Genomic DNA, 22,447 nt, shown 5'->3' with positions numbered 1-22,447 from the left:
GCGGGCCTCCGGGAACGCGCCCGGCTTGTCGCCGGGCGGGACGGTGCTGCCCGCAGACGAAGTCCGTGGGTCCTGCTGACGCGGGGCCGTTGCCGAACTTCCACCTCTGCGGAGACCACTCGTGTCGCATGGTTTCTCTGGCCTGCCCGTCGGGCGTGGCCTGCTCTGTCTGATCGTCGCCGGTGCCGCCTGGGGCACCGCCGGCGCCGCCGCCTCGCTGGTCCACCGGACCAGTGACATCGGGGCCGTCACCCTCTCCTTCTGGCGCTGCGCGGCCGGGCTCGCGCTGCTGCTCGCCGGCCGGCTCCTGCGCCGCCGTCCGCGTCCCGCTGTCACCCAGCCGCTCGGCCACCGTGTCCTGCAGGCCCTGGCGAACGGCGTCGGCCTCGCCGTGTTCCAGACCGCCTACTTCGCGGCCGTGTCCGCCACCGGACTCGCCGTCGCCACCGTGGTCACCCTCGGCGCCGGTCCCGTGCTCATCGCGCTCGGCGCCCGCGTCGCCCTGGGGGAGCGGCTCGGCGCGGCCGGTGCCGCCGCTGTCGGCGGAGCCCTCGCCGGACTCGCCGTGCTGACGTTCGGCGGCGCGGGTGCGACCGTACGCCCCTGGGGCGTCCTGCTCGCGCTCGTGTCGGCGGCCGGCTACTCCCTGATGACCCTGCTCACCCGCTGGTGGGGGCAGCGCGGCGGGAACGACGCCTCGGACGCCGCGGTGTGGGCGTTCGGGGTGACCAGTCTCTGCCTGCTGCCGTTCGCCCTGACCGAGGGGCTGCTGCCGCACACCGCCCATCCCCTGCGGGTGCTCTGGCTGCTGGGATACATCGCGGCGGTCCCCACGGCCCTCGCGTACGCCCTCTACTTCGCGGGCGCCGCCGTGGTACGGGCGGCCACCGTCTCCGTGATCATGCTGCTGGAACCGGTGAGCGCCGCCGTACTGGCCGTCGCCCTCCTCGGCGAGCACCTGACCGCGTCCACCGTGGCCGGAACGGTGCTGATGCTCGGCTCGGTCACCGGGCTCGCGGTGGCGGAGGCGCGCGGGGCGCGGCGGGCACGCGGGGAGGGACGGCCCGTGCTGGTGTGAGACCCTGCCGTGCCGGCCGTCAGAAAGGGGCCGAGCGCTACGGGCGGGGACGCGACGGGCGCGGACCGGCGGGGGCTGCCAGTCACAGCCCCCGCCGCACCAGATGCTCCCGCGCCGCCGCGTCGCGCGGGCCGTTGCGGGTCGTCAGGGCCGCCGTCATCTGCTGCCGGACCTCTTCCGCCTTCTTGCCCGCGTACTTGAACTTGGCCCGGACGTCGGTCACCTCCAGCCGCAGGACGCGGATGCCGGACAGCAGGCGGCCGTACGGTGCTTCGCCGGCGGCCGCCCGGGCCGAGCCGCCCTCCGGCTGGAAGTGGCCGACCTGGCGGTTGAGGAGGGCGGCCTTGGCCACCGGGTCGTCCACGACGTGTGCGGTGCAGCTCAGCTGGACGGCCGCGTAGAAGCTGGTGGGCACGCCGTGCTCGGGCGGGGTGCCCGGGGCGGCCTGCCACGGGCCGGGGACGTACACGTAGTCGTCGACCACGCTCAGCAGCACCCGCCGGTTCGCCTCCAGTGCACGCCACAACGGGTTGGGACGGGCGAGGTGGGTGACGGCCTCCCCGCGCCCGGGATCGTAGGCGAAGTGCAGCGGCTGGACGAGCGGGGGTTCGCCGGGCGGGCCGTTGACCGCCAGTTGGCCGAAGTCGTGGGCGGCCAGCCAGGTCTGCCACTCGGTGTCGTCGTGGGGTGCGTCCCAGGGGTGTATCAGCATCACAGGTCCGCCAGGTAGCCGGGCAGGGCCGTGCCGGGGAGCAGATCCCCCTCGGGGAGCGGAGCGCCGTACCCCTTGCGCAGCGGTACCACGCCGGCCCAGTGGGGGAGCGCGAGATCCTCGGGCTCGTCGTTCACCCCGCCGGTGCGGAGCTTGGCGGAGACCTCGTTCAGGTCGAGGCGGATCACGGAGGTGGCGGCCAGTTCCTTCTTGTTGGCGGGCCGGGAGTCGGCGGCGCGGCCCGGGACCACGTGGTCGACCAGTGCGTCCAGGGCGAGCCTCTTCTCCTCCGGGTCCGTGACCTGGTACGCGGTGCCGTGCACCACCACGGAGCGGTAGTTGATCGAGTGGTGGAACGCGGAGCGGGCCAGCACCAGGCCGTCGACATGGGTGACCGTCAGGCACACGGGCAGACCCGGATCAGCCTCGCCGGTCATGCGCAGCGGGCGCGAACCCGTGGAGCCGTGCACGTACAGGCGCTCACCGACCCGGCCGTAGAGCGTGGGCAGTACCACGGGCGCGCCGTCGCGGACGAAGCCGAGGTGGCAGACGTAGCCCTCGTCGAGTATCGCGTGCACCAGGTCCCGGTCGTACGAGGCCCGGTCGGCGGAGCGGGTGGGGACGGTGCGGTCGGTGGGGGAGTAGGCGGACGGAGGCGGCGTCTGGGTGCCCTGCATGGCGGCTTCCCTTGCGTGTGAATTGCACTAGTGCATAATTGTCTTTGTGCTAGGAGAATATCGGATCACAGGGCGTGGCGCAGCGGAGATTGCCGCGAGCATCGAGGGCGCGGTCGGGACGGGTGCCCTCGAGCCCGGCCGGCTTCTGCCGCCCATGCGGGAGTTGGCCGTCAGCCTGGGGGTGAACCCCAATACCGTCGCGGCCGCCTACCGCACCCTGCGCGAGCGCGGGGTCATCGAGACCGCCGGGCGCCGGGGAAGCCGGATCAGGCCGAAGCCGGCCACCACCGGGCGGGAGAAGGTGCGCGTGGACGTACCGGCCGGAGTGCGCGACCTGTCCGACGGCAACCCCGACCCGGCACTGCTGCCGCCGCTCGCCCCCACGCTGGCCGCCGTGGCCGAGGAGATGGACCGCGAGCCGGTGCTGTACGGCGACGACCCGGTGGAGCCGGAACTGGCGCGCGGTGCACGCGCAGAACTCGACGCCGACCACGTGCCCGACGGTCCCCTGGCCGTGCTCTCCGGGGCGCTCGACGCCGTCGAACGGGTTCTCACCGCCCACCTGCGGCCGGGAGACGCCGTCGCCGTCGAGGACCCCGGCTGGGGCCGCACCCTCGACCTCGTTCCCGCACTCGGACTGCGTACGACGCCCGTGGGCGTCGACGACGAGGGGCCACGGCCCGAGGATCTGCGCGCCGCCCTGCGCTCCGGCGCACGCGCCCTCATCGTCACCGACCGTGCCCAGAACCCCACCGGTGCCGCGGTGAGCGCGCCACGCGCCCGTGCCCTGCGCGCGGTCCTGCGCGAGTACCCGGGGACCCTGCTGGTCGAGGACGACCACGGTCACGGCATCGTCGACCTGCCGCTGCATCCCCTCGCGGGCGTCACCCGCCACTGGGCGTTCGTCCGCTCCGCGGCCAAGGCCTACGGCCCCGACCTCAGGCTCGCGGTGCTCACGGGTGACCCGGTCACCGTCGACAGGGTCCGTGGCCGCCAGCGGCTGGGCCCGGGCTGGGTGAGTCTGCTGCTGCAACGGGCGGTGTTCCGGCTGCGGGCGGACGGGGTGGTGGACGGGCCGGCGGTGGCCGCGGCGTACCGGACCCGGCGGGAGCTGCTCATCGACGCGCTCGCCGAGCGCGGTGTCCGCGCCCACGGCCGCAGCGGCATGAACGTCTGGGTGCCCGTGCCCGACGAGACCGGTGCGGTCGCCCGTCTGCTGCACGCGGGCTGGGCCGTCTCGCCCGGCGCACGCTTCCGTCTCGACGCCCCACCCGGCATCCGGATCACCGTCTCCACCCTGGACCCGGCCGAGGCCGGCCCACTGGCGGACGCGGTCGCCTCCGCCGTGAGCCCGACTCCGCTGCGCGGTTACGTCTAGTGCTGCGACCGAAAAGGTTCACCGGCTCGCGACGCCCGGCACGGCACCTCGCCGCGTTGTCGCACCACCCGAGTACATCCAGTACGCGGGTGATGCTCCGCCTTGCGAGGCACCGCACCGGACGCCGCGAGCTTCCAGGCAAACCTTTCCGGTCGCAGCACTAGGCGGACCGGGACCGCCGGCCCCGAGCCTGGGTCAGTGCCGCACCCGCCAGCACTATCGCGGCGCCCACCGGTGTCGTCCAGCGCAGCGTCTCGCCCAGGACGGCCACGCCGGCGGCCGTGGCGATGACCGGGATGAAGTAGGTGACCATCTGGGCCGTCGTCGGGCCGACCTCGGCGACCAGGCCGTACTGGATGAGGACGGCGAGGCCGGTGCCGAGGGCGCCGAGCGCGGCGACGGCGAGCAGCGGCATGACGGGGAAGCGGTCAGGAAGGCTGGTGAACACGGGTGTTACGACCGCCAGTTGGAGCGTGGCCAGGAGCAGCTGGGCGCCGGTCATGGACAGGTGCGAGTGGCCGGTACCGGCGAGGGTGCGGCGCACGTAGATCCAGCCGACCGGGTAGCTGAGCGAGGCCAGCAGGGCCAGTGCCGTGCCCGTGGTGTCCAGGCCGTTGAACCCCTGCCAGGCGCCGAGGACCGTCAGGACGCCGAGGAAGCCCAGGCCGAGCCCGGCGACCCGCAGCCGCGTCGGCCGGTCCTCGGAGAGCGCGACCAGGGACAGGGCCATGCCCCACAGCGGGGAGGTGGCGTTGCAGATGCCGGCCAGTGTGGACGGGATCGTCAGTTCCGAGTAGGCGAAGAGGGAGAAGGGCAGGGCGTTGAGCAGGAAGGCGGCCACCGTCAGGTGGCCCCAGGTCCGGGCCCCGCGGGGGAGCCGCTGCCGCTTCACCGCCATCGCGGCCCCCAGCACCGCCGTGCCGAAGACCAGCCGCCCGAGCGTGACCTGGAACGGCGCATAGCCGTCGGTGCCCACTTTGATGAGCAGGAAACTGAAGCCCCATATCAGGGACAGGGCGCCGAAGCGAAGGCGCCAGTCGAGGCGGACACGGGGGCGCGGGGTGGTACGGGATTCCGTCCGGGCGGCTGTGGCGGTGGTCATGGCTTCCACGATGCTGCAGCGGACCTCGTAGCACAATTGAGATTTCCACAGGTGTACGTCTTAGTATTACTTACATGTTGAACCTGGAGCGCCTGCGCACCCTCGACGCCCTCGCCCGGCACGGCTCGGTCAGCGGCGCGGCCGAGGCGCTGCACGTCACGACGTCCGCGGTCTCCCAGCAGCTGGGCAAACTGGAGCGGGAGGTCGGTCAGCAACTGCTCGCCAAGAACGGGCGCGGCGTCCGGCTCACCGACGGTGGCCGGCTGCTCGCCGAGCACGCGGCACGCATCCTCTCCCAGGTCGAGCTCGCCCAGTCCGACCTCGAGGCGCACCGGGGCCAGGTCGCCGGAGAGCTGCGACTGTCCGCCTTCCCGACCGCCGCACGGGGCCTGTTCCCCACCGCCCTCGCCGGTCTGCGCGCCCTGCACCCCGCGCTACGGGTGCGCTCCTGCGAACTGGAGCCGGAGAACGGCGTCGCCGGGGTGGTGCGCGGCGATCTGGACCTCGCGGTCGTCCTCGACTGGTACAACAAGCCGATGCCGGTGCCCGACGGCCTCGTCAAGGCGCCCCTCCTGGACGACCCCGCCGATGTGGCCATGCCGGCCGGCCACCCGCTGGCGGGCCGGGACGAGGTGGACCTCGGGGAGTTCGCCGAGGACGAGTGGATCACCTGGGGCGAGGGCGAGTTCTGCCACGAGTGGCTGATGTTCACACTGCGCTCGCGCGGCGTCGAGCCGATCGTCGGCCACCGGGCGGCCGAGACCCACACCCAACTCGGTCTGGTGGCAGCCGGTCTGGGCGTCTGCATCGCACCGCTGCTGGGGCGCCATCCGGTGCCCCCCGGCGTCGTCACGGTTCCTCTCCGGCAGCGGGTACGCCGCCATGTGTACGTCGTCTGGCGTGCGGACGCCGACCGCCGCCCGTCGATCCGTGCGGCGGTCGACTCCCTGCGGGCGGCGGCCGAGAAGGTCGGCTGAGCCGTCCCGGCCGTCCTACGCGGGCCCCAGTTTGCTGAAGTCCCAGGAGACGATCTTGTCGGGCGTCAGCCGGGCCCAGGCGTGCCGCCCGTCGTGGGGCATCTCGTCCAGGCCGAAGTTCTTCCGGGCGAACAGCATCTCGGCGGTGTCCAGTTCGGCGCACAACTCGCCGATCCGGGGAACCTCGCCCACGAACTCGATCGTGCCGGTCAGTTCGACACCGCGCAGCTGCTCGTACTCCTCACCCGAGTCGACCACGATCGCCACCCGCGGATCGCGGCCGAGGTCCGTCCAGCGCTTGCTGCGCACCACGGAGTACAGCCACAGCGACACGCCGTCCCAGGCGTACCACAGGGCGCTCACGTGCGGAGCGCCGTTCGCCGACACGGTGGCGACCCGGCAGGTGCGCTGGGTGGTGAGGAACTCGTCCACCTCACCCGGTGTCATCATGATTTTGCGGCCCCGGCGCTGCGTGGCGGTCATGCGTCCCCCTCTTCTCCCACGTCGTGCCAGAGGAGACGGTCCGGGTCCTGTCCGGCGTCTAGATCCTCTGACATCACGTCAGAAAAGAATGGGTAGTCTTCCCCTCGTACGCAATGGCCGTTAGTCTCGCCCGCCCCGTCACCCGGCGAAAGAGGACATCATGGCGTCCCGCGAGCGGCTCGGTGGACTCCTCGACCCCCCGAGCACCGCGCTGCTCACCGTGGAGTGCCAGCAGGGCGTGGTGGGCCCCGGCAGCGCGCTGCCCGAACTGGCCGCTCAGGCCCGCTCCTCCGGCGCCCTGGACAACATCGCCCGGCTGGTCGCCGCCGCGCACGACAGTGGTGTCCAGGTGATCCACGCCGTCGCCGAGCGCCGTCCCGACGGCCGGGGCGCCGGCCGCAACGCCCGGCTGTTCCGCGCCGCCGAACGGTTGCCGGTCCAGCAGCTGTCCGGCACCGCGGCGGTGCGTGTCGCGGCTCCCATCGAGGTGGCCGACGAGGACATCGTCGTACGACGGCTGCACGGTCTGTCGCCCGTGCAGGGCACCGAGGTCGACGCGCTGCTGCGCAACCTGGGCTGCCGCACGCTGGTCGTCACCGGGGTGTCGGCCAACGTGGCGATCCCCAACGCCGTCTTCGACGCAGTGAACCTCGGCTACACCGCCGTCGTGCCCGGCGACGCCATCGCCGGGGTGCCCCCCGAGTACACCCCGGTGATGATCCGCAACACCCTCGCGCTGGTCGCCACGGTCACGACGACGAACGAGGTGCTCGGCTGCCTCGAGCGGCCGCGCCGCCGGGGCTGACGCCCGCGTTCACGCCAGCTTGATCTCGTCCCCGGAGACGGTGATGTTAGCGGCGGCCAGCGGCTGGGTCGCCGGCCCCTGCTTCACGCTGCCGTCGGCGGCGGAGAAGTGGCTGTTGTGGCACGGGCAGACGATCACACCGTTGGCGACGCTGCCCACCGCACACCCCGCGTGGGTGCACTTGGACGAGAAAGCCTTGTACGTTCCGGCGGTCGGCTGGGTGACCACCACGCCCTGGTCCTTGAAGACCTTGCCGCCGCCCTCGGGGATGTCCGCGGTCTTGGCGAGCGCCGTGCCGCCGGCACCGCCGTTGCCCGCCTGCGCGCTGGGCGCGGTGCCGGAGCCGGCGGCTCCCGCCGTGCCTGCGGAGGTGCCGGCTCCGGCCGCGCCGGAGGCGTTCGACGAATCGTCTTCCGAGCCGCAGGCGGCCAGCGCGGCGGCGAGTCCCGCCGCTCCGGCCGCGGCCACGACGGTACGGCGGGCCGGTCCGGCTGCGGGAGTGGGCGATGCGCTGGTCATGAGGGGTTCCCTTCCGCGGAGCTTTTCGTGATCCGTCCAGGGGTACGGTCCCGGGGCACCACCTGTTCAGACGGCATCGAGATCTTGTCCCCCCGGAGATGAGGCGGGCGTGAACCGGAGCTGTGGCCGCGCTGCCGGTCCGGCCGTCGGCGCAGGCCAGTAACCTGGGGCGATGCTCAAGGAAGTCATCGCGACCCGCTACATCACGCCCCTGCGTGAAGGCGGCTCGCTGCCGGGGCTCGTCGAGGCCGACGACCTCGGGACGTACGTCATGAAGTTCACCGGCGCCGGCCAGGGCCGCAAGACACTGGTCGCCGAGGTCGTCTGCGGCGAACTGGCCCGCCGGCTCGGCTTCCGGATGCCCCGGCTGGTGGCGATCGGGCTCGACCCGGTCCTGGGGCTCGGCGAGCCCGACCAGCAGGTGCAGGAACTGCTCAGGTCCAGCGGCGGCACCAATCTCGGCATGGACTTCCTCTCCGGAGCCCTCGGCTTCGACCCGCTCGCCTTCACGGTCAGCCGTGAGGAGGCCGGGCGGATCGTCTGGTTCGACGCGCTGGTGAACAACGTCGACCGCTCCTGGCGCAACCCGAACCTGCTGGTGCACAGGGGGGAGCTGTGGCTCATCGACCACGGCGCCACCATGATCTGGCACCACAACTGGCCCTCCGCGGAGACCTCCGCGACCCGCCCGTACGACGCCTCGGACCATGCCCTCGCGCGTTTCGCGCCCGATGTCCGCTCGGCCGCCACCGAGTTGGCGCCCCTGGTCACCGAGGACCTCCTCGCCGAGGTCACCGCCGAGATCCCGGACGCCTGGCTGGCCGACGAGCCGGGCTTCGCGACCCCGGACGACCTGCGCCGGGCCTACGCGCGGCCGCTGCTCGCGCGAGCCGCCGTCATCCATGAGCGCGTCGAAGGCATCGCAAGCACCGAGGGGCACAAATGACCGAGCGCCACATCACCAGGGCGGGCCAGGGCGGCGACCGCGACGTCTTCGAGTACGCGTTGCTCAGGGTCGTGCCCCGCGTCGAGCGGGGCGAGTGCATCAACGCCGGTGTGGTCGTCTACTGCCGTGCGAAGGCGTACGTCGGCGCCCGCACCCACCTGGACGAGGCCCGGCTGCTGGCGCTGGACCCCGGCGCGGACGTGGCCGGCGTCCGGGCCGCGCTCGGGGCCGTGGAGGGGGTGTGCGCCGGCGGGGAAGCGGCCGGGCAGGCGGCGGGCGACGACGCCGGGCGGCGCTTCCGCTGGCTGATCGCGCCCCGCTCCACGGTCGTGCAGCCCGGCCCGGTGCACACCGGGCTCACCACCGATCCGGCGGGCGAGGCTGCGCGATTGCTGGAGCTCCTGGTGAGGTAATGGATCACACGCACCGGGTGGGCCGTTGACACCGGGTGCCACGGCTTCTAGCGTCACGTGTACTGAAGGTACTAAGCGGTCGCTCACCAAACGGGCGCACCTTCTCTAGGGCGAGGAGAACCAGCAATGTCCACCACTGAGCAGCGGGTCGCCGTGGTCACCGGCGCGGCACGCGGCATCGGCGCCGCCACCGCCGTACGGCTGGCCGCCGAGGGCCGCGCGGTCGCAGTGATCGACCTCGACGAGGCCGCCTGCAAGGACACCGTGGAGAAGATCACCGCGGCCGGCGGCAAGGCCATCGCGGTCGGCGCCGACGTCTCCGACGAGGCGCAGGTCGAGGCGGCCGTGGCGCGCATCGTCGAGGAGCTCGGCGCGCCCACCATCCTCGTGAACAACGCGGGCGTGCTCCGTGACAACCTGCTGTTCAAGATGAGCGTCTCCGACTGGGACACCGTCCTGAACGTGCACCTGCGCGGCTCCTTCCTGATGACCAAGGCCGTCCAGAAGCACATGGTCGACGCGGGCTTCGGCCGCGTCGTCAACCTGTCCTCCTCCTCCGCGCTGGGCAACCGCGGCCAGGCCAACTACTCCGCCGCCAAGGCGGGCCTGCAGGGCTTCACCAAGACCCTCGCCATCGAGCTGGGCAAGTTCGGCATCACCGCCAACGCCGTCGCCCCCGGCTTCATCGCCACCGAGATGACCAAGGCCACGGCCGAGCGCGTGAAGATGGGCTTCGAGGAGTTCAAGGCCGCCGCCGCCACCCAGATCCCCGTCCAGCGCGTCGGTGAGCCCGAGGACATCGCCAACGCCATCGCGTTCTTCACGGGCGAGGCCGCCGGCTTCGTCTCCGGCCAGGTGCTGTACGTGGCCGGCGGACCGCTCGACTAGGACCTGGGGATCCCGGACATGACTGAACTTCCCGAACTCTCCGGCAAGGTCGCCCTCGTCACGGGCGCCAGCCGCGGCATCGGCCACGGCATCGCCGAGGCACTGGTCGCGCGCGGCGACCGGGTGTGCATCACCGGCCGCAACGAGGGTGCCCTGAAGGAGGCCGTCGAGCAGCTCGGCGCCGAGCGGGTCATCGGCGTCGCCGGCAAGGCGCACGACCTCGCCCACCAGGCCGAGGCCGTCGAGCGCACCATGGAGGCCTTCGGCCGCGTCGACTTCCTGGTCAACAACGCCGGTACGAACCCGGTGTTCGGGCCGATCGCCGACCTCGACCTGGACGTCGCGCGCAAGGTGTTCGAGACCAACGTGATCTCGGCGCTCGGCTTCGCGCAGAAGACCTGGCACGCCTGGCAGAAGGACAACGGGGGCGCGATCGTCAACATCGCCTCGGTCGCCGGCCTCGCGCCCTCGCCGTTCATCGGCGCCTACGGCGTCAGCAAGGCCGCGATGATCAACCTGACCCAGCAGCTGGCGCACGAGTTCGCCCCCAAGGTGCGGGTCAACGCCATCGCCCCGGCCGTCGTGAAGACCAAGTTCGCGCAGGCCCTGTACGAGGGCCGGGAGGAGGAGGCCGCCGCCGCCTACCCGCTCGCCCGGCTCGGGGTGCCGTCCGACATAGGCGGCGCCGCCGCGTTCCTCACCTCCGCCCAGTCGGACTGGATCACCGGGCAGACGCTCGTGGTCGACGGCGGCATCTTCCTGAACGCCGGCGTGAGCTGACGGCACGGTCGGCACAGCGCTTCGGGCGTCGTTCCCCGCGGGGGCGGCGCCCGTTTTGCGTGGTACCGGACCCGCACGGTCCGGTGACAACGTCGTCAAAGCGCAGTTGATCAAGGGCGCTGGTCACAGGGTGGTTCAGGGCGCCAGACGCTGCGGTAAGGTCTGCCGACCCTTGGTATGGCGGATCGAGGAGCGTGCGCGTGTTCAACCGGAAGCGATGCCTGAGACGAGTGGCGGCTGTCGCCTCCATGTGCCTGACGGCCGGGTGCAGTGTCTTCTCCGCGAGCGACCCGAGCAGCGGGGGGCCGATCGTGGTGGGGACCACCAGCGCACCCAGCACGCTGGACCCGGCCGCGTCCTGGGACGGCTCCTGGGAGCTGTTCCGGAACATCTACCAGACGCTCCTCGCCTACCCCAACGGTGCCATCACCCCTCAGCCCGACGCCGCCAAGAGCTGCAAGTTCACGGACTCCGGCTACCGCACCTACAGCTGCGAGATACGCCCCGGCGTGAAGTTCTCGAACGGCGACGCGCTCACCGCCCAGGCCGTCAAGTACTCCATCGACCGCATCCGCACCATCAACGCCAAGACCGGCCCCGCCGGACTGCTCGGCAGCCTCGACCGGGTGCAGGTGCTCGGCGACCGCCAGGTGGTCTTCCACCTGAACAAGCCCGACGCGACCTTCCCCTTCGTGCTCGCCACCCCGGCCATGTCCATCGTCGACCCCGACGACTACCCCGCCAAATCACTGCGCAAGGACGGCAAGGTCGACGGATCCGGGCCCTACGAGCTCCAGTCGTACCAGGAGGGCGAGAAGGCCGTACTCGTCAGCAACGACCACTACCAGGGCTTCGCCCGGCGCCAGAACGACGCGGTGACCATCCGCTACTTCCGGGACTCCGGCACCATGGTCAGGGCGCTCAAGGACAAGCAGATCGACGTCACCTACCGAGGCCTCGCCGCCGACGACATCGTCGCCCTGCAGAGCCACGGTTCCAGCGACCTCCAGTTGGTGGACGGCGCCGGCACGGACATCAACTACCTGGTGTTCAACCCCAAGGATCCGTGGGCCAAGAACCCGGCCGTCCGCAAGGCCGTCGCACAGGTCGTCGACCGCGCCGCCATCGCGCACAAGGTGTACAAGGACACCGTCGACCCGCTGTACTCCATGGTCCCCGCGGGCCTGACGGGTCACACCACCGGCTTCTTCGACGACTACGGCGACCCCAGCGTCCCCAAGGCCCGTCAGATCCTCACCAAGGCGGGCCTCCACCAGCGGGTCCCGCTCACGCTCTGGTACACCACCGACCGCTACGGCTCGGAGACCGCCAAGGAGTTCCAGGAGCTCAAGCGGCAGCTGGACGGCTCCGGCCTGTTCACGATCACGCTGAAGAGCCGTCCGTGGAAGACGTACGTGCAGGGGTACGAGAACGGTGAGTACCCGGTGTTCGGGCGCGGCTGGTTCCCGGACTTCCCGGACGCGGACAACTTCATCGCCCCGTTCGTGGGCGAGCGGAACGCGCTGGGCACGCCCTACCCGGCGCCGAAGATCACCCAGACGCTGCTGCCCGAGTCGCGTCGCGAGAGCGACCGCGCCAAGGTCGTGAAGGAGTTCCAGGAGGCACAGCAGATCCTGGTCGACGACGCCCGGCTGCTGCCGCTGTGGCAGGGCCGCCAGTACGTGGCGGCCAGCGACGACATCTCCGGCGGAGAGCAGGCGCTGGACCCCTCCACGATCATGATGATGTGGGAGCTGCACCGCAAGACCAGCTGGTAGCCGGAGGTGTTTTCGCCGGGCGGGCTCCTGGTGTCAGTGGTCGCCTGTAGGTTCTGAGACCTGGAAGTGACCGCACATCGTGAGGACGTTGACGTGACCGACATCGCCATGCTGCCCGAGTCCTGGCGCGGGGTTCTGGGCGACGAACTGCAGCAGCCCTATTTCAAGGAGCTGACCGAGTTCGTCGAGGAAGAGCGGTCGAAGGGTCCCGTTTATCCGCCCCGCGAGGAGGTCTTCGCCGCGCTGGACGCCACGCCGTACGAGAGCGTGAAGGTCCTCGTCCTCGGTCAGGACCCCTACCACGGCGAGGGCCAGGGGCACGGCCTGTGCTTCTCGGTCCGTCCGGGGGTGCGGGTCCCGCCGTCGCTGCGCAACATCTACAAGGAGATGCACGAGGAACTGGGCACCCCGATCCCGGACAACGGCTATCTGATGCCGTGGGCCCGGCAGGGCGTCCTGCTGCTGAACGCGGTGCTCACGGTGCGGGGCGGCGAGGCCAACTCGCACAAGGGCCGGGGCTGGGAGCGGTTCACGGACGCGGTGATCCGGGCCGTGGCCGACCGGCCCGACCCGGCGGTCTTCGTGCTGTGGGGCAACTACGCGCAGAAGAAGCTCCCGCTGATCGACGCCGAGCGGCACGCCGTGGTGAAGGGCGCGCACCCCTCTCCGCTGTCGGCCAAGAAGTTCTTCGGCTCCCGCCCGTTCACACAGATCAACGAGGCGGTGGCCGCGCAGGGCCACGAGCCGATCGACTGGACGATCCCCGACGTCGGCTGACCGCGTCCCGGCGGTCCCGTGTCGTACGGGGCCGCCTGACCGGGTTTGCCGGTGCCGCCGGTTAGCGTCGTCCGGTACAGGCCCCTAGTGTGCCCGGAGGACGCGGTGGCGGAGCGGCAGGAGCAGGCGGCGCCCGACGCCGTGCTGACCCGGATCGGTCAGGTCGTGATGCTGCACCACGGCGGGGACCGTGAGGAGGCCCGGCGCCGGTTCCTGGACCTGTGGGTGGAGCTGGGAACGGACGGGCACCCGCTGCACCGCTGTACGCTGGCCCACTACCTGGCCGACACCCAGGACGACCCCTCGGACGAACTCGCGTGGGACCTGAGGGCGTTGTCGGCTGCGGAGGAGCTGGCCGAGGACCGCGCACCCGGGGACGAGAGTCCGGCGGCGATGCGCGCCTTCTACCCCAGCCTGCATCTGAACCTCGCCGCCGACTATGTGAAGCTCGGCCACCGGGAGGCGGCCCGTATCCATCTGCGCCAGGCCCGCGGGGCGGCCCGCGCACTCGGCGACGACGGCTACGGGAACGGGGTGCGGGCGGCGATCAGCCGGCTGGAGGTGCGGCTCGCGGAGGAGGGCTCCGCCGACGGGGGAGCCTGGGGGCCGCCGAGACAGCGTCCGACCTAGGGCGAACGCCCCCGTCAGCGCCGATAGGCCTGCTCGCAGATGGTCGCCTCGGGGCTGTCCGGGCGCCAGCCGCCGTACTTCCTGCCGAGGGCGCAGACGTCCGTGGACTTCGGCGCCGTCCGGGAGAAGTCCGGGACCTCGATGTGCGGCTGCTCCGGGGGCCTGCGCCGGTGGGGGCGGGGATGCGGGTGCGGAGGTGGCTGCACGCGGAGCGGTGGCTGCCGGGGCGCCGGCGGGTCCACCGGCGGATGCGGGGCCGGTGACGTGCGCTGTTGCGGGTGGCGGGACGGGCCGACCATCTCCAGTGCCTCCCGTGCCGGTGCCTGCACGGCACGCGGCTGGGCGCTGCCGTCCGGCCGGGGCACCGGCGTCTGCGACGGGGCGGAGCCCGGCGGCGGGCCGGGGGCCGGCGGGCGCTGGACCGTCACACAGCCGGAGAGGGCCGAGACGGCCACGGTGGCCAGGAGCGCTGCGGTGGTCGTCGTACGATGCACGCGCGCAACTCTGGTGGGTGGGGCCCGGGTTGGAAACGGTACGGGAGCCGATGATGCCCCGCACGGGTGATCTCGTACCCCGTACGGGGAGTGCGGGCGGGCCGCGGTTGACGTCAGTCGCCGGTCGCGCCGTCCAGTCGTTCCCGGACCAGGTCGGCGTGGCCGTTGTGGCGGGCGTACTCCTCGATCATGTGGGTGTAGATCCAGCGGAGGTTGAAGGGCTCCCCGGTCGTCCTGCCCCGCATCTTGGAGAAGTCGTCGAGCGTCAGGGCCGCGGTGTGGCGCCGGGACGTCTCGATCGCGGCTTCCCAGGCGGCTCGGGTCTCGTCCCAGGTCTCCGTCCCGGTGAGGTGGAAATCGCCGTCCGGGTCGTCCTCGGTGCAGTAGAGCACCCCGGGGTCCTCGCCCAGCAGCACCTCGTGGAACCACCACCGCTCCACCTCGGTCATGTGCCGCACCAATCCCATCAGTGACAGCTCGGACGGCTCCACCGACGCGGTCCGCAGCTGCTCGTCGGTCAGGCCCTCGCACTTCCAGGCCAGCGTCCCGCGGTGGTAGTCCAGCCAGCCCTCCAGCATGGAGCGTTCGTCGGCGTTCTGGGCGGGCTCTTCACGTGTGATCGTCATGCCCGCATCCTGGCCCACCCCGACGCCCTCCACCACGGGTTTTCCCGGCCGAGGACGCTGGTCCCCGTCAGCCACCGAGCATCCCCCGCAGCAGCTCCCGCACCCCCGCCCGCACGTCCGCCAGGCTCGGCACCTCGGCGTTGAACGACCCGGCCACGCAGCTGAACATCAAGCCGTCCGCCCAGGCGACCAGTGACAACACGTGCCGGGCGGGGTCGGCCGAGCCGGCGGCGTCGAGCATGGCGGTCAGCTGCTCGCGGAAGACGGCGCCCGTGGCGTCGTAGAAGGCGCGCAGTTCCGGGCGGCGGGTCGCCTCCAGGGCCAGTTCGTAGCGGGCCACGAGCAGCTCGCGGTGTCGGGTGATCGAGCGGTGTGCGGCGAGGGCCAGGGCGTCGGCCAGCGCGTCCGGGCCGCCGCGCGGATCGGGCAGCTCCTCCAGGGCGAGGATCCGCGCCTCCCGCTCGGCGTGCCTGCGCACCGCCAGCTCCAGCAGCGACTGCCGGGTCCTCGCCAGATTCGACGTCGAGCCCTGCGGCAGTCCCGCGGCCTCGTCGACGGCCCGGTGCGTCAGCCCGCGCATGCCGCGTTCGGCGAGCAGGGCGAGGGCGGTGTCGGCGACGAGATCGGCGCGGGAGGCGCTCGTGGGGTGTACGGACATGCCGGTCAACCTACCTCTTCGACTACACGTGTAGTACCGTCGAAGCGTTGCCGAACTACACTTGTAGTGAGCAGGTCGTTCCGCACCTGAGGAGGAGCCATGGCACAGTCGTCGCGCGCCGTCGTCATCGGGGGAGGCATCGGAGGCCTGACCGCCGCCGCGGCTCTGCACGGGCAGGGATGGCAGGTCACCGTGCTGGAGCGGACGCGCTCCCTGGAGCCGGTCGGCGCGGCCATCTCCCTGGCTCCGAACGCACTGCGCGCCCTGGACGTCCTCGGCATCGGCGAGGAGATACGCGACCTGGCCGCCTGGCAGGGCGACGGCGGACTGCGCACGCCGCGCGGCCGCTGGCTGTCCCGCTCCAGCGCCGAGGCCGCCGCCGCCCGCTTCGGCGGCCCCCTCGTCCTGCTGCACCGGGCCACCCTGGTCGACACCCTGGCCGCCCTGCTGCCACCGGACACCGTCCGCACCGCCACCGCGGCGACCCTCGCCGACCCCGGCGACCGCGACCGGCCCGCCCGCGTGACCACCACCGACGATGACCTGGAGGCCGACCTGGTGGTGGCCGCGGACGGCGTCCGCTCCCGTGTGCGGAGCCTGCTGTTCCCCGGACACCCGGGCGCCGTCTACGCCGGGTTCACCACCTGGCGGGTCGTGCTCCCGGTGCCCGGTGCGCGGTTCGCCTCGCACGAGACCTGGGGCCGGGGCAGCCTGTGGGGCACACACCCGCTCAAGGACGGCCGGGTGTACGCCTACGCCGCCGCCACCGCCCCGGCGGGCGAGCGCGCCCCGGACGGTGAACGGGCCGAACTTCTGCGCCGGTTCGGCGACTGGCACGACCCGATCCCGGCCGTCCTCGCGGCCGCCCGCCCCGAGGACGTGCTCCGCCACGACGTCCACCACCTCGCCGAGCCGCTGCCCGCCTTCCACCGCGGCCGGACCGCGCTGCTCGGCGACGCCGCGCACGCCATGCCGCCCACCCTCGGCCAGGGCGGCAACCAGGCCATCGAGGACGCCGTCGTCCTCGTGGCGCTCGCCGGCGGCCTCCCCGCCTACACGGCGGCCAGGCTGCACCGTACGACCGCCATCGCCCGGCAGGCCGTCAGGGCGGCCCGGATGAGCATGGCCGGCAACCGGGCCGCCGTCGCCCTGCGCGACACCGCGCTCTCCGCGCTGTCGAAGGCCGCCCCGGCGCTGCTGCTGCGCAGCTTCGACGGGATCGCCGACTGGAGCCCCCCGTATGCTGCCGGGAGGACACCAGCACCCAATCGCTAGGGGAACGCTCGTGAAGGTCGGCTGCATCGGGCTCGGCGACATCGCGCAGAAGGCCTACCTGCCGGTGCTGGCCGTACAGCCGGGCGTCGACCTGCACCTGCACACCCGCACGCCCGCGACCCTGGCCCGGGTCGCCGACGGCCTCCACCTCCCGGCCGGACACCGGCACCCCACCCTGGACTCGCTGCTCGCCCAGGACCTCGACGCCGCGTTCGTGCACGCGCCCACCGTCGTGCACCCCGAGATCGCCGGCCGGCTGCTCGAGGCGGGCGTACCGACATACGTCGACAAGCCGCTGGCCTACGAACTCGCCGACTCCCAGCGGCTGGTGGCGCTCGCCGAGCGGCGCGGCGTCTCGCTCGCCGTCGGCTTCAACCGGCGCCACGCCCCCGGATACGCGCAGTGCGCCGACCATCCGCGCGAGCTGATCGTCATGCAGAAGAACCGGATCGGGCTGCCGGAGGAGCCGCGTTCGATGATCCTCGACGACTTCATCCATGTCGTGGACACCTTGCGGTTCCTGGTGCCGGGACCGATCGAGGACGTGACCGTCCGCGCCCGCACGGAGGGTGGCCTGCTGCACCACGTGGTCCTGCAGCTCGCCGGGGACGGTTTCACCGCGCTCGGCATCATGAACCGGCTCAGCGGCTCGGCGGAGGAGATCCTCGAGGTCTCCGGGCAGGACACCAAGCGCCAGGTGGTCAACCTCGCCGAGATAGTCGACCACAAGGGCCAGCCGACGGTGCGGCGGCGCGGCGACTGGGTGCCGGTGGCCCGCCAGCGCGGCATCGAGCAGGCCGTGCTGGCCTTCCTCGGGGCCGTACGCGAGGGCAAGGTGCTCAGCGCCCGTGACGCACTGGCGACCCATGAACTGTGCGAACGGGTGGTACGTGCGGTCCGGGAGTCCTCCTCCGGCGCCGCCTGACCGTCCGCGTCCCCTCGCCGGCACACAGGGCGGCGAGCACCAGCAGCGCGACGTGCACCGGCCAGTCGCCGTAGCGGACGTACGGGGTGACGCCGTGCGCCAGCGGCACGTCGTACACATGGGTCGAGCTCGCGCCCGTGCCGAGCCACGGGCCGATGCGCTGCCCGCCGGGCCCGTACACCGCGGAGACACCGGTCAGGGTCGCGTGCACCATCGGGCGGCCGGTCTCGGCGGCCCGCAGCGCGGCCAGCGAGGCGTGCTGCTCCGGGGCCCAGCTGTCCTGGAACGACGACGTCGAGGACTGGCCGAGCAGCAGGTCCGCGCCGTCCTCGGCGAGATGGCGGCTCATGTCGGGGAACGCGGTCTCGAAGCACACCAGCGGGCCGACCCGCAGCCCGTGCCCGACGTTCATCACCACCTGCTCGCTGCCGCGCCGCCGGTCCTCCCCGGCCGCCTTGCCCACCGAGGTGACCCAGCCGAGCAGCGAGCGGGCGGGTATGTACTCGCCGAACGGCACGAGCCGCATCTTGTCGTACCGGGCGCCGGTCGGCCCGCCCGGGCCGATCAGCATCGAGCTCTTGTAGATGCCGGGCCGGTCGGAGCGCCGGGCGTCGACGTTGACCAGCACGTCGGCGCCGGTGGAACGGGACAGCGCGGCGAGCCGGCGGGTCAGGTCCGGGCGGTCGTCGAGGTCGTAGCCGACGCTGCTCTCGCCCCATACGACCAGGTCGACGCCCTTCCCGGCGAGCTGTCGGGTGAGGGTCTCCTCGCGGTCGAAGCGTGCCGTCGGTCCCTTGATCACGCCGGGCTGGACCACCGCGATCCGCACCCCGCCGTCGACGTCGGGCCGCGGCGCCCACATCCAGGCCGCGGAGACCGCGGCGGCGGTCGCCACCAGCGAGGCCACGGCGGGCACCCGGGAGGCGCGCACCGACGCCAGCACGGCGACCGCGACGTTCACCGCCACCACCAGGAAGCTGAGCAGCCACACCCCGCCCACCGAGGCGAGCCGCAGCGCCGGGGCCACCTGCCACTGGGTGGAGCCGAGCATGCCCCAGGGGCCGCCCAGCCCCTGCCAGGAACGGACCAGCTCCGCCGCCAGCCACGCCGACGGCAGCACCAGCAGCGCGGCGCTCACCCGCCCGGGCCCGGGGGAGCCGCCGACCGCTCGGACGCCCGCCGGACCGAAGCCCACCGGTCCGAAGCCCGCCGGTCGGACGCCGAGGAACCGGCGGGCCAGCCAGCCCCAGGGCGCCCACAGCGCACCCAGCAGCGCGGCCAGCAGGAAGATGAAGACGTTCAGACTCGGCAGCAGCCAGTGGTGCACCGCCACCATGAACCCGAACCCGCCGCACCAGCCGTCGTACACCGCCCGCCGGCCGGTGGGCGCGGCGCGCGCGAGCAGGATCCACGGGACCAGCGCGACGAAGGCGAACCACCACAGGGAGGGCTCGGGGAAGGCGAACACGGGAAGGGCACCCGCGAGGGCGGCGATGAGGGATCGCCGCCACGGGGAGGCGAGCCAGCGGTCGAACGTATTCATACGTCGCCTCTCTACCCTGCGAGCGCCGGCCTGTGCATACCGATTTCCCGGTGGACGCTTCCAGTGTGCGCACCGGACGTCCTTCCGCACAGGGCGCATCGGCCGGGCACCGGTCAGGAGCTGGACTTCCCCCGCCACCGGCGCCGGTCGGAACCCGGGTTCACCCCGCCACCGGAGCCGGGCGCGAGCCGGGGAGACGGCGCCATTTCTCCTGGACGACCACCTCGCGCAGCCGCCAGCCGTCGGCCGTGCGCAGCAGACCGAAGGAGTAACGTCCGCCGCACACCAGATCCGGCGCGGTGGAGCCGCCGTCGCCGCCCGCGAACCGCATCGGATTGAGGTAGTCGGCCTGCACCCGGGCGGTGTCCCCGGTGTCCTGCTCCAGGAGACCGAACCGGACCCGCCGGTTGACGATCAGATGCTGGCGCATCGCGAACAGTCCCAGACTCTCCGCGAGCCATCCGGCGACCTGCCCCACATCTCCCTCGATGCCGCCCGCGCCGCGGTAGTCGGCCCGCCCGTCCGCCGTGAACAGCCCCCGGTACGCCGCCCAGTCGCCGTCGTCCACGGCCACCGCGTAGTCGGTCACCACCCCGTCCACGGCCAGCCGGTCCATCACCGTCGCGAGCTCCACACGCTGCGTCATCGGCACAGTGTTGGGCACCCGGCGCACGGATCCAAGAGGCGTGCCGGGGGTATTCGGTGGAGCGGGCCGACGCTTCCTCACGCCCCTTCTTCGTGGTGCCGCGAGTGACCACTCTGGAGCAACGACACCGCCGGTTCGAACCGTGAACCGGCGGCGGACGGCGAGGGGGTGGGGATGCGCGACACAGGAGGACATCGCTGGAGGCGACGGGCTCGTGGCGGCCGACTTCTGGGGGTGGTCACCGCCGTCTGGGCGGCGCTCATGATGAGCGCCGCGGGGTCGCAGGCCGCACAGCACCGGAACGCCAACGAGTACGCGTTGTGGAACATGCACGGTGCCAACGGGTTCTGGAACATCGACCAGCGTGTGCAGATCACGCGGAAGGCGAACCATTCGTACTGGGCCATGGTGTGGGACTTCACGGCCACGCCCGGCAAGGGCGGTTACACCGGCCTGCAGACCGACGGTGTGCGTTTCGACCACACGACCGGTGAGACGGCGATCTTCTCGCTGTGGAACGCGAACGGCAGCAGGGGGAGCGGTTGCGGGGGCTTCGGCGGCGAAGGGTCGGGTCGCAGTTGCAGGATTCCGTACGCCATCGATCCACAGACCGGCTACCGGCTCCGCGTATGGCGTCTGGAAACGGACTCCGGCGGTCAGTGGTGGGGCGCGTGGGTTCAGAACATGAGGACCGGCGTCGACACGCCCATCGGGAGTCTCCGAGTACCGCGCGATCGGAGCCTGCTCGGCACACCGTCCAACTTCAGCGAGTACTTCGGCAAAGCCGTCGCCTGCGACAAGGTGCCCCGATCGGTTGCCTACTTCACACAGCCCGCGGCCAACGCTCTTGGCGGCGGCCGCTACCAGTACGGCTCGACCTACGCGTCGTCCACCCGGGGCAATTGCACCCGGGGTTTAGTGAAACTGGTGAATCTGGGGTGGACGAAAGCCGCCAGGGTGGTCCTCGGCGGGCGGTGAGACGGCAGGACGCTCGCCCGGGCGCCCGCCTGACGGCCGGCGTGGCTCCTCCGGCTCAGGCCGCCTCGATCACCCCGTCCCGGATCGCCTCGGCCCACTCGATCACCAACAGCTCGTACTCCTCCCGCTCCTGCGCCGAGAGGGACCCGCCCGCGCGCAGCCACAGGGCGCGGATCTGCTCGTTCAGCTCGGCAGCAGACCGCACGGAACCAGGGGTCGTGAAATCGGGGGACACGCGGACAAGCCTAGGGCCAAGCACTGACAGTCCGCTACCGCACGGCTACGCAGACCGTATGTGGTTGGTCACGGGTAGGTGGCCGAGTGGGACCTCAGCTCGCCGACTCGGCCGCGTGCGGGCTCAGCGCACCCGCCGTGACCAGGGCGATGATGGCGATGCCGAGGGCGACTCGGTACCAGACGAAGGGCATGAAGCTCTTCGAGGAGATGTATTTCATGAACCAGGCGATCACCGCGTACCCCGAGGCGAAGGCGATCACCGTGGCGAAGAGGGTCGGCCCCCACGCCACATGCCCGCTGCCCACCGCGTCCTTCACCTCGAAGGCGCCGGAGGCGAGCACGGCCGGGACGGCGAGCAGGAAGGAGTAGCGGGCGGCCGCCTCGCGCTTGTAGCCCATGAACAGGCCGCCGCTGATCGTGGCGCCGGAGCGGGACACGCCGGGGACCAGGGCGCAGGCCTGGCAGAGGCCGTAGACCAGGCCGTCCCTGACGCCGAGGTCCGCCAGGGTCTTGCGCTGCTTGGGCGCCCGGTGCCGTCCGCCGGTCTCGTCGCGGGCCGCCAGCCGGTCGGCGATGCCGATGACCACACCGATCACGATCAGCATGGTCGCGGTGACCCGCAGGTCACGGAAGGGTCCCTCGATCTGGTCCTTGAGCGTCAGACCCAGCACCCCGATGGGTATGGAGCCCACGATCACCAGCCAGCCCATCCGGGCGTCGTGGTCCCGGCGCATCTCCTTGTCGGCCAGTGACCGGAACCAGGCGGAGACGATCCGCCCGATGTCCCTGCGGAAGTAGATCAGCACCGCGGCCTCCGTGCCGATCTGGGTGATGGCCGTGAACGCCGCGCCCGGGTCCTTCCAGCCGGAGAAGGCCGCCGTCAGCCGCAGGTGCGCGCTGGAGGAGACGGGGAGGAACTCGGTCAGCCCCTGGACGAGTCCGAGGACGAGCGATTCAAACCAAGACATGAAGGTGTGGCGTCCAAGTGCTGAGAAGGCCGAGGGGGTTGAGCGCGATCCGGCGGTCGTCCGGCGGTGATCTTGTATCGCGGTGGGCAGCGTACCGTCCCGCCGTGACGGCCCGGACGCAGGGGTTCACCTGGTCGGCCGGGCCGGAGGTGTT

General features: G+C 72.1%; 26 protein-coding genes. 14 read left to right on the top strand and 12 right to left on the bottom strand.

What is annotated here, in order from left to right; genetic code table 11:
* The first annotated feature begins 121 nt into the window (after positions 1–121).
* A complete protein-coding gene (locus tag ACWC21_RS15765; protein ID WP_450882025.1) occupies positions 122–1,078 on the top strand; it encodes a DMT family transporter in 957 nt (318 codons plus the stop codon).
* 82 nt (positions 1,079–1,160) lie between these two features.
* Here the strand turns inward: ACWC21_RS15765 and ACWC21_RS15760 are convergent, their stop codons facing one another.
* Together ACWC21_RS15760 and ACWC21_RS15755 are read right to left on the bottom strand one after the other, a co-directional pair.
* On the bottom strand, positions 1,161–1,790 hold the full coding sequence (locus ACWC21_RS15760; RefSeq protein ID WP_450882023.1) for an FMN-binding negative transcriptional regulator: 630 nt from the start codon (positions 1,788–1,790) through the stop codon (positions 1,161–1,163).
* Entirely contained in the window at positions 1,790–2,467 is a 678-nt protein-coding gene (locus ACWC21_RS15755) for a pyridoxamine 5'-phosphate oxidase family protein (protein ID WP_450882021.1), read from the bottom strand. Before ACWC21_RS15755 ends, ACWC21_RS15760 begins: the two co-directional genes overlap by 1 nt.
* Before the next feature lie 46 nt (positions 2,468–2,513).
* On the opposite strand from ACWC21_RS15755, the gene ACWC21_RS15750 reads away from it, so the two are divergent.
* Complete coding sequence (locus tag ACWC21_RS15750; RefSeq protein ID WP_450882019.1) at positions 2,514–3,845, top strand: aminotransferase class I/II-fold pyridoxal phosphate-dependent enzyme; 1,332 nt, start codon at positions 2,514–2,516, stop codon at positions 3,843–3,845.
* A gap of 160 nt (positions 3,846–4,005) precedes the next feature.
* On the opposite strand, the gene ACWC21_RS15745 is transcribed toward ACWC21_RS15750, so the two are convergent.
* A complete protein-coding gene (locus ACWC21_RS15745; RefSeq protein WP_450882017.1) occupies positions 4,006–4,947 on the bottom strand; it encodes a DMT family transporter in 942 nt (313 codons plus the stop codon).
* Between the two features lie 74 nt (positions 4,948–5,021).
* Between ACWC21_RS15745 and ACWC21_RS15740 the strand changes: the two genes are divergently transcribed.
* Positions 5,022–5,924, top strand: coding sequence for a LysR family transcriptional regulator (locus ACWC21_RS15740; protein ID WP_450882015.1), 903 nt, complete (start codon positions 5,022–5,024; stop codon positions 5,922–5,924).
* A gap of 15 nt (positions 5,925–5,939) precedes the next feature.
* Here ACWC21_RS15740 and ACWC21_RS15735 read toward each other — a convergent pair whose 3' ends face one another.
* Positions 5,940–6,407, bottom strand: a complete 468-nt coding sequence (locus ACWC21_RS15735; RefSeq protein ID WP_450882013.1) for a pyridoxamine 5'-phosphate oxidase family protein — start codon at positions 6,405–6,407, stop codon at positions 5,940–5,942.
* A gap of 160 nt (positions 6,408–6,567) precedes the next feature.
* Between ACWC21_RS15735 and ACWC21_RS15730 the strand changes: the two genes are divergently transcribed.
* Positions 6,568–7,212, top strand: coding sequence for a cysteine hydrolase (locus ACWC21_RS15730; protein WP_450882012.1), 645 nt, complete (start codon positions 6,568–6,570; stop codon positions 7,210–7,212).
* A 9-nt stretch (positions 7,213–7,221) separates the two neighbouring features.
* On the opposite strand, the gene ACWC21_RS15725 is transcribed toward ACWC21_RS15730, so the two are convergent.
* Positions 7,222–7,731 (bottom strand): Rieske (2Fe-2S) protein, encoded by a 510-nt coding sequence (locus ACWC21_RS15725; protein WP_450882010.1) that lies wholly within the window; start codon positions 7,729–7,731, stop codon positions 7,222–7,224.
* Positions 7,732–7,903: 172 nt separating this feature from the next.
* Between ACWC21_RS15725 and ACWC21_RS15720 the strand changes: the two genes are divergently transcribed.
* From ACWC21_RS15720 to ACWC21_RS15690, 7 genes are all read left to right on the top strand, one after another.
* Positions 7,904–8,677 carry a HipA family kinase gene (locus ACWC21_RS15720; RefSeq protein WP_450882008.1) on the top strand — a complete coding sequence of 258 codons (774 nt, stop codon included), beginning with the start codon at positions 7,904–7,906 and terminating at the stop codon, positions 8,675–8,677.
* Positions 8,674–9,090, top strand: coding sequence for a DUF3037 domain-containing protein (locus tag ACWC21_RS15715; RefSeq protein ID WP_450882006.1), 417 nt, complete (start codon positions 8,674–8,676; stop codon positions 9,088–9,090). The genes ACWC21_RS15720 and ACWC21_RS15715 overlap by 4 nt, the downstream gene beginning before the upstream one ends.
* A gap of 126 nt (positions 9,091–9,216) precedes the next feature.
* Positions 9,217–9,978 (top strand): 3-oxoacyl-ACP reductase FabG, encoded by a 762-nt coding sequence (fabG, locus tag ACWC21_RS15710; RefSeq protein ID WP_389144872.1) that lies wholly within the window; start codon positions 9,217–9,219, stop codon positions 9,976–9,978.
* Between the two features lie 18 nt (positions 9,979–9,996).
* Positions 9,997–10,758 (top strand): SDR family oxidoreductase, encoded by a 762-nt coding sequence (locus ACWC21_RS15705; RefSeq protein WP_450882003.1) that lies wholly within the window; start codon positions 9,997–9,999, stop codon positions 10,756–10,758.
* Between the two features lie 200 nt (positions 10,759–10,958).
* Positions 10,959–12,536 (top strand): ABC transporter substrate-binding protein, encoded by a 1,578-nt coding sequence (locus tag ACWC21_RS15700; RefSeq protein ID WP_450882001.1) that lies wholly within the window; start codon positions 10,959–10,961, stop codon positions 12,534–12,536.
* 93 nt (positions 12,537–12,629) lie between these two features.
* Positions 12,630–13,313: a uracil-DNA glycosylase gene (gene ung / locus ACWC21_RS15695; RefSeq protein ID WP_450881999.1), complete on the top strand. Its 684-nt coding sequence runs from the start codon at positions 12,630–12,632 to the stop codon at positions 13,311–13,313.
* Positions 13,314–13,418: 105 nt separating this feature from the next.
* Entirely contained in the window at positions 13,419–13,943 is a 525-nt protein-coding gene (locus ACWC21_RS15690) for a hypothetical protein (protein ID WP_450881998.1), read from the top strand.
* Positions 13,944–13,957: 14 nt separating this feature from the next.
* Here the strand turns inward: ACWC21_RS15690 and ACWC21_RS15685 are convergent, their stop codons facing one another.
* From ACWC21_RS15685 to ACWC21_RS15675, 3 genes are all read right to left on the bottom strand, one after another.
* Entirely contained in the window at positions 13,958–14,437 is a 480-nt protein-coding gene (locus ACWC21_RS15685; protein ID WP_450881997.1) for a hypothetical protein, read from the bottom strand.
* A gap of 113 nt (positions 14,438–14,550) precedes the next feature.
* Entirely contained in the window at positions 14,551–15,063 is a 513-nt protein-coding gene (locus tag ACWC21_RS15680; RefSeq protein WP_450881995.1) for a DinB family protein, read from the bottom strand.
* 67 nt (positions 15,064–15,130) lie between these two features.
* Positions 15,131–15,721, bottom strand: coding sequence for a TetR/AcrR family transcriptional regulator (locus ACWC21_RS15675; RefSeq protein ID WP_450881993.1), 591 nt, complete (start codon positions 15,719–15,721; stop codon positions 15,131–15,133).
* A gap of 99 nt (positions 15,722–15,820) precedes the next feature.
* Between ACWC21_RS15675 and ACWC21_RS15670 the strand changes: the two genes are divergently transcribed.
* A complete protein-coding gene (locus ACWC21_RS15670; protein WP_450881991.1) occupies positions 15,821–16,996 on the top strand; it encodes an FAD-dependent monooxygenase in 1,176 nt (391 codons plus the stop codon).
* 10 nt (positions 16,997–17,006) lie between these two features.
* Positions 17,007–17,921, top strand: coding sequence for a Gfo/Idh/MocA family protein (locus ACWC21_RS15665; protein ID WP_450881989.1), 915 nt, complete (start codon positions 17,007–17,009; stop codon positions 17,919–17,921).
* Here ACWC21_RS15665 and lnt read toward each other — a convergent pair.
* Both lnt and ACWC21_RS15655 read right to left on the bottom strand, forming a co-directional pair.
* A complete protein-coding gene (lnt, locus tag ACWC21_RS15660) occupies positions 17,836–19,464 on the bottom strand; it encodes an apolipoprotein N-acyltransferase (protein ID WP_450881987.1) in 1,629 nt (542 codons plus the stop codon). The genes ACWC21_RS15665 and lnt overlap by 86 nt on opposite strands.
* 160 nt (positions 19,465–19,624) lie before the next feature.
* Positions 19,625–20,110 (bottom strand): nuclear transport factor 2 family protein, encoded by a 486-nt coding sequence (locus ACWC21_RS15655; RefSeq protein ID WP_450881985.1) that lies wholly within the window; start codon positions 20,108–20,110, stop codon positions 19,625–19,627.
* Between the two features lie 174 nt (positions 20,111–20,284).
* On the opposite strand from ACWC21_RS15655, the gene ACWC21_RS15650 reads away from it, so the two are divergent.
* Positions 20,285–21,088 (top strand): DUF3472 domain-containing protein, encoded by an 804-nt coding sequence (locus tag ACWC21_RS15650; protein ID WP_450881984.1) that lies wholly within the window; start codon positions 20,285–20,287, stop codon positions 21,086–21,088.
* A 55-nt stretch (positions 21,089–21,143) separates the two neighbouring features.
* Here ACWC21_RS15650 and ACWC21_RS15645 read toward each other — a convergent pair whose 3' ends face one another.
* Complete coding sequence (locus ACWC21_RS15645) at positions 21,144–21,323, bottom strand: hypothetical protein (protein ID WP_450881982.1); 180 nt, start codon at positions 21,321–21,323, stop codon at positions 21,144–21,146.
* Positions 21,324–21,417: 94 nt separating this feature from the next.
* A complete protein-coding gene (locus ACWC21_RS15640; protein WP_450881980.1) occupies positions 21,418–22,293 on the bottom strand; it encodes an undecaprenyl-diphosphate phosphatase in 876 nt (291 codons plus the stop codon).
* Positions 22,294–22,447: the final 154 nt, after the last annotated feature.

Source organism: Streptomyces sp. NPDC001348 (assembly GCF_053597535.1).
The sequence above is the reverse complement of the archived record's forward strand: the minus strand, read 5'-3'. Positions and strand labels throughout refer to the sequence as shown.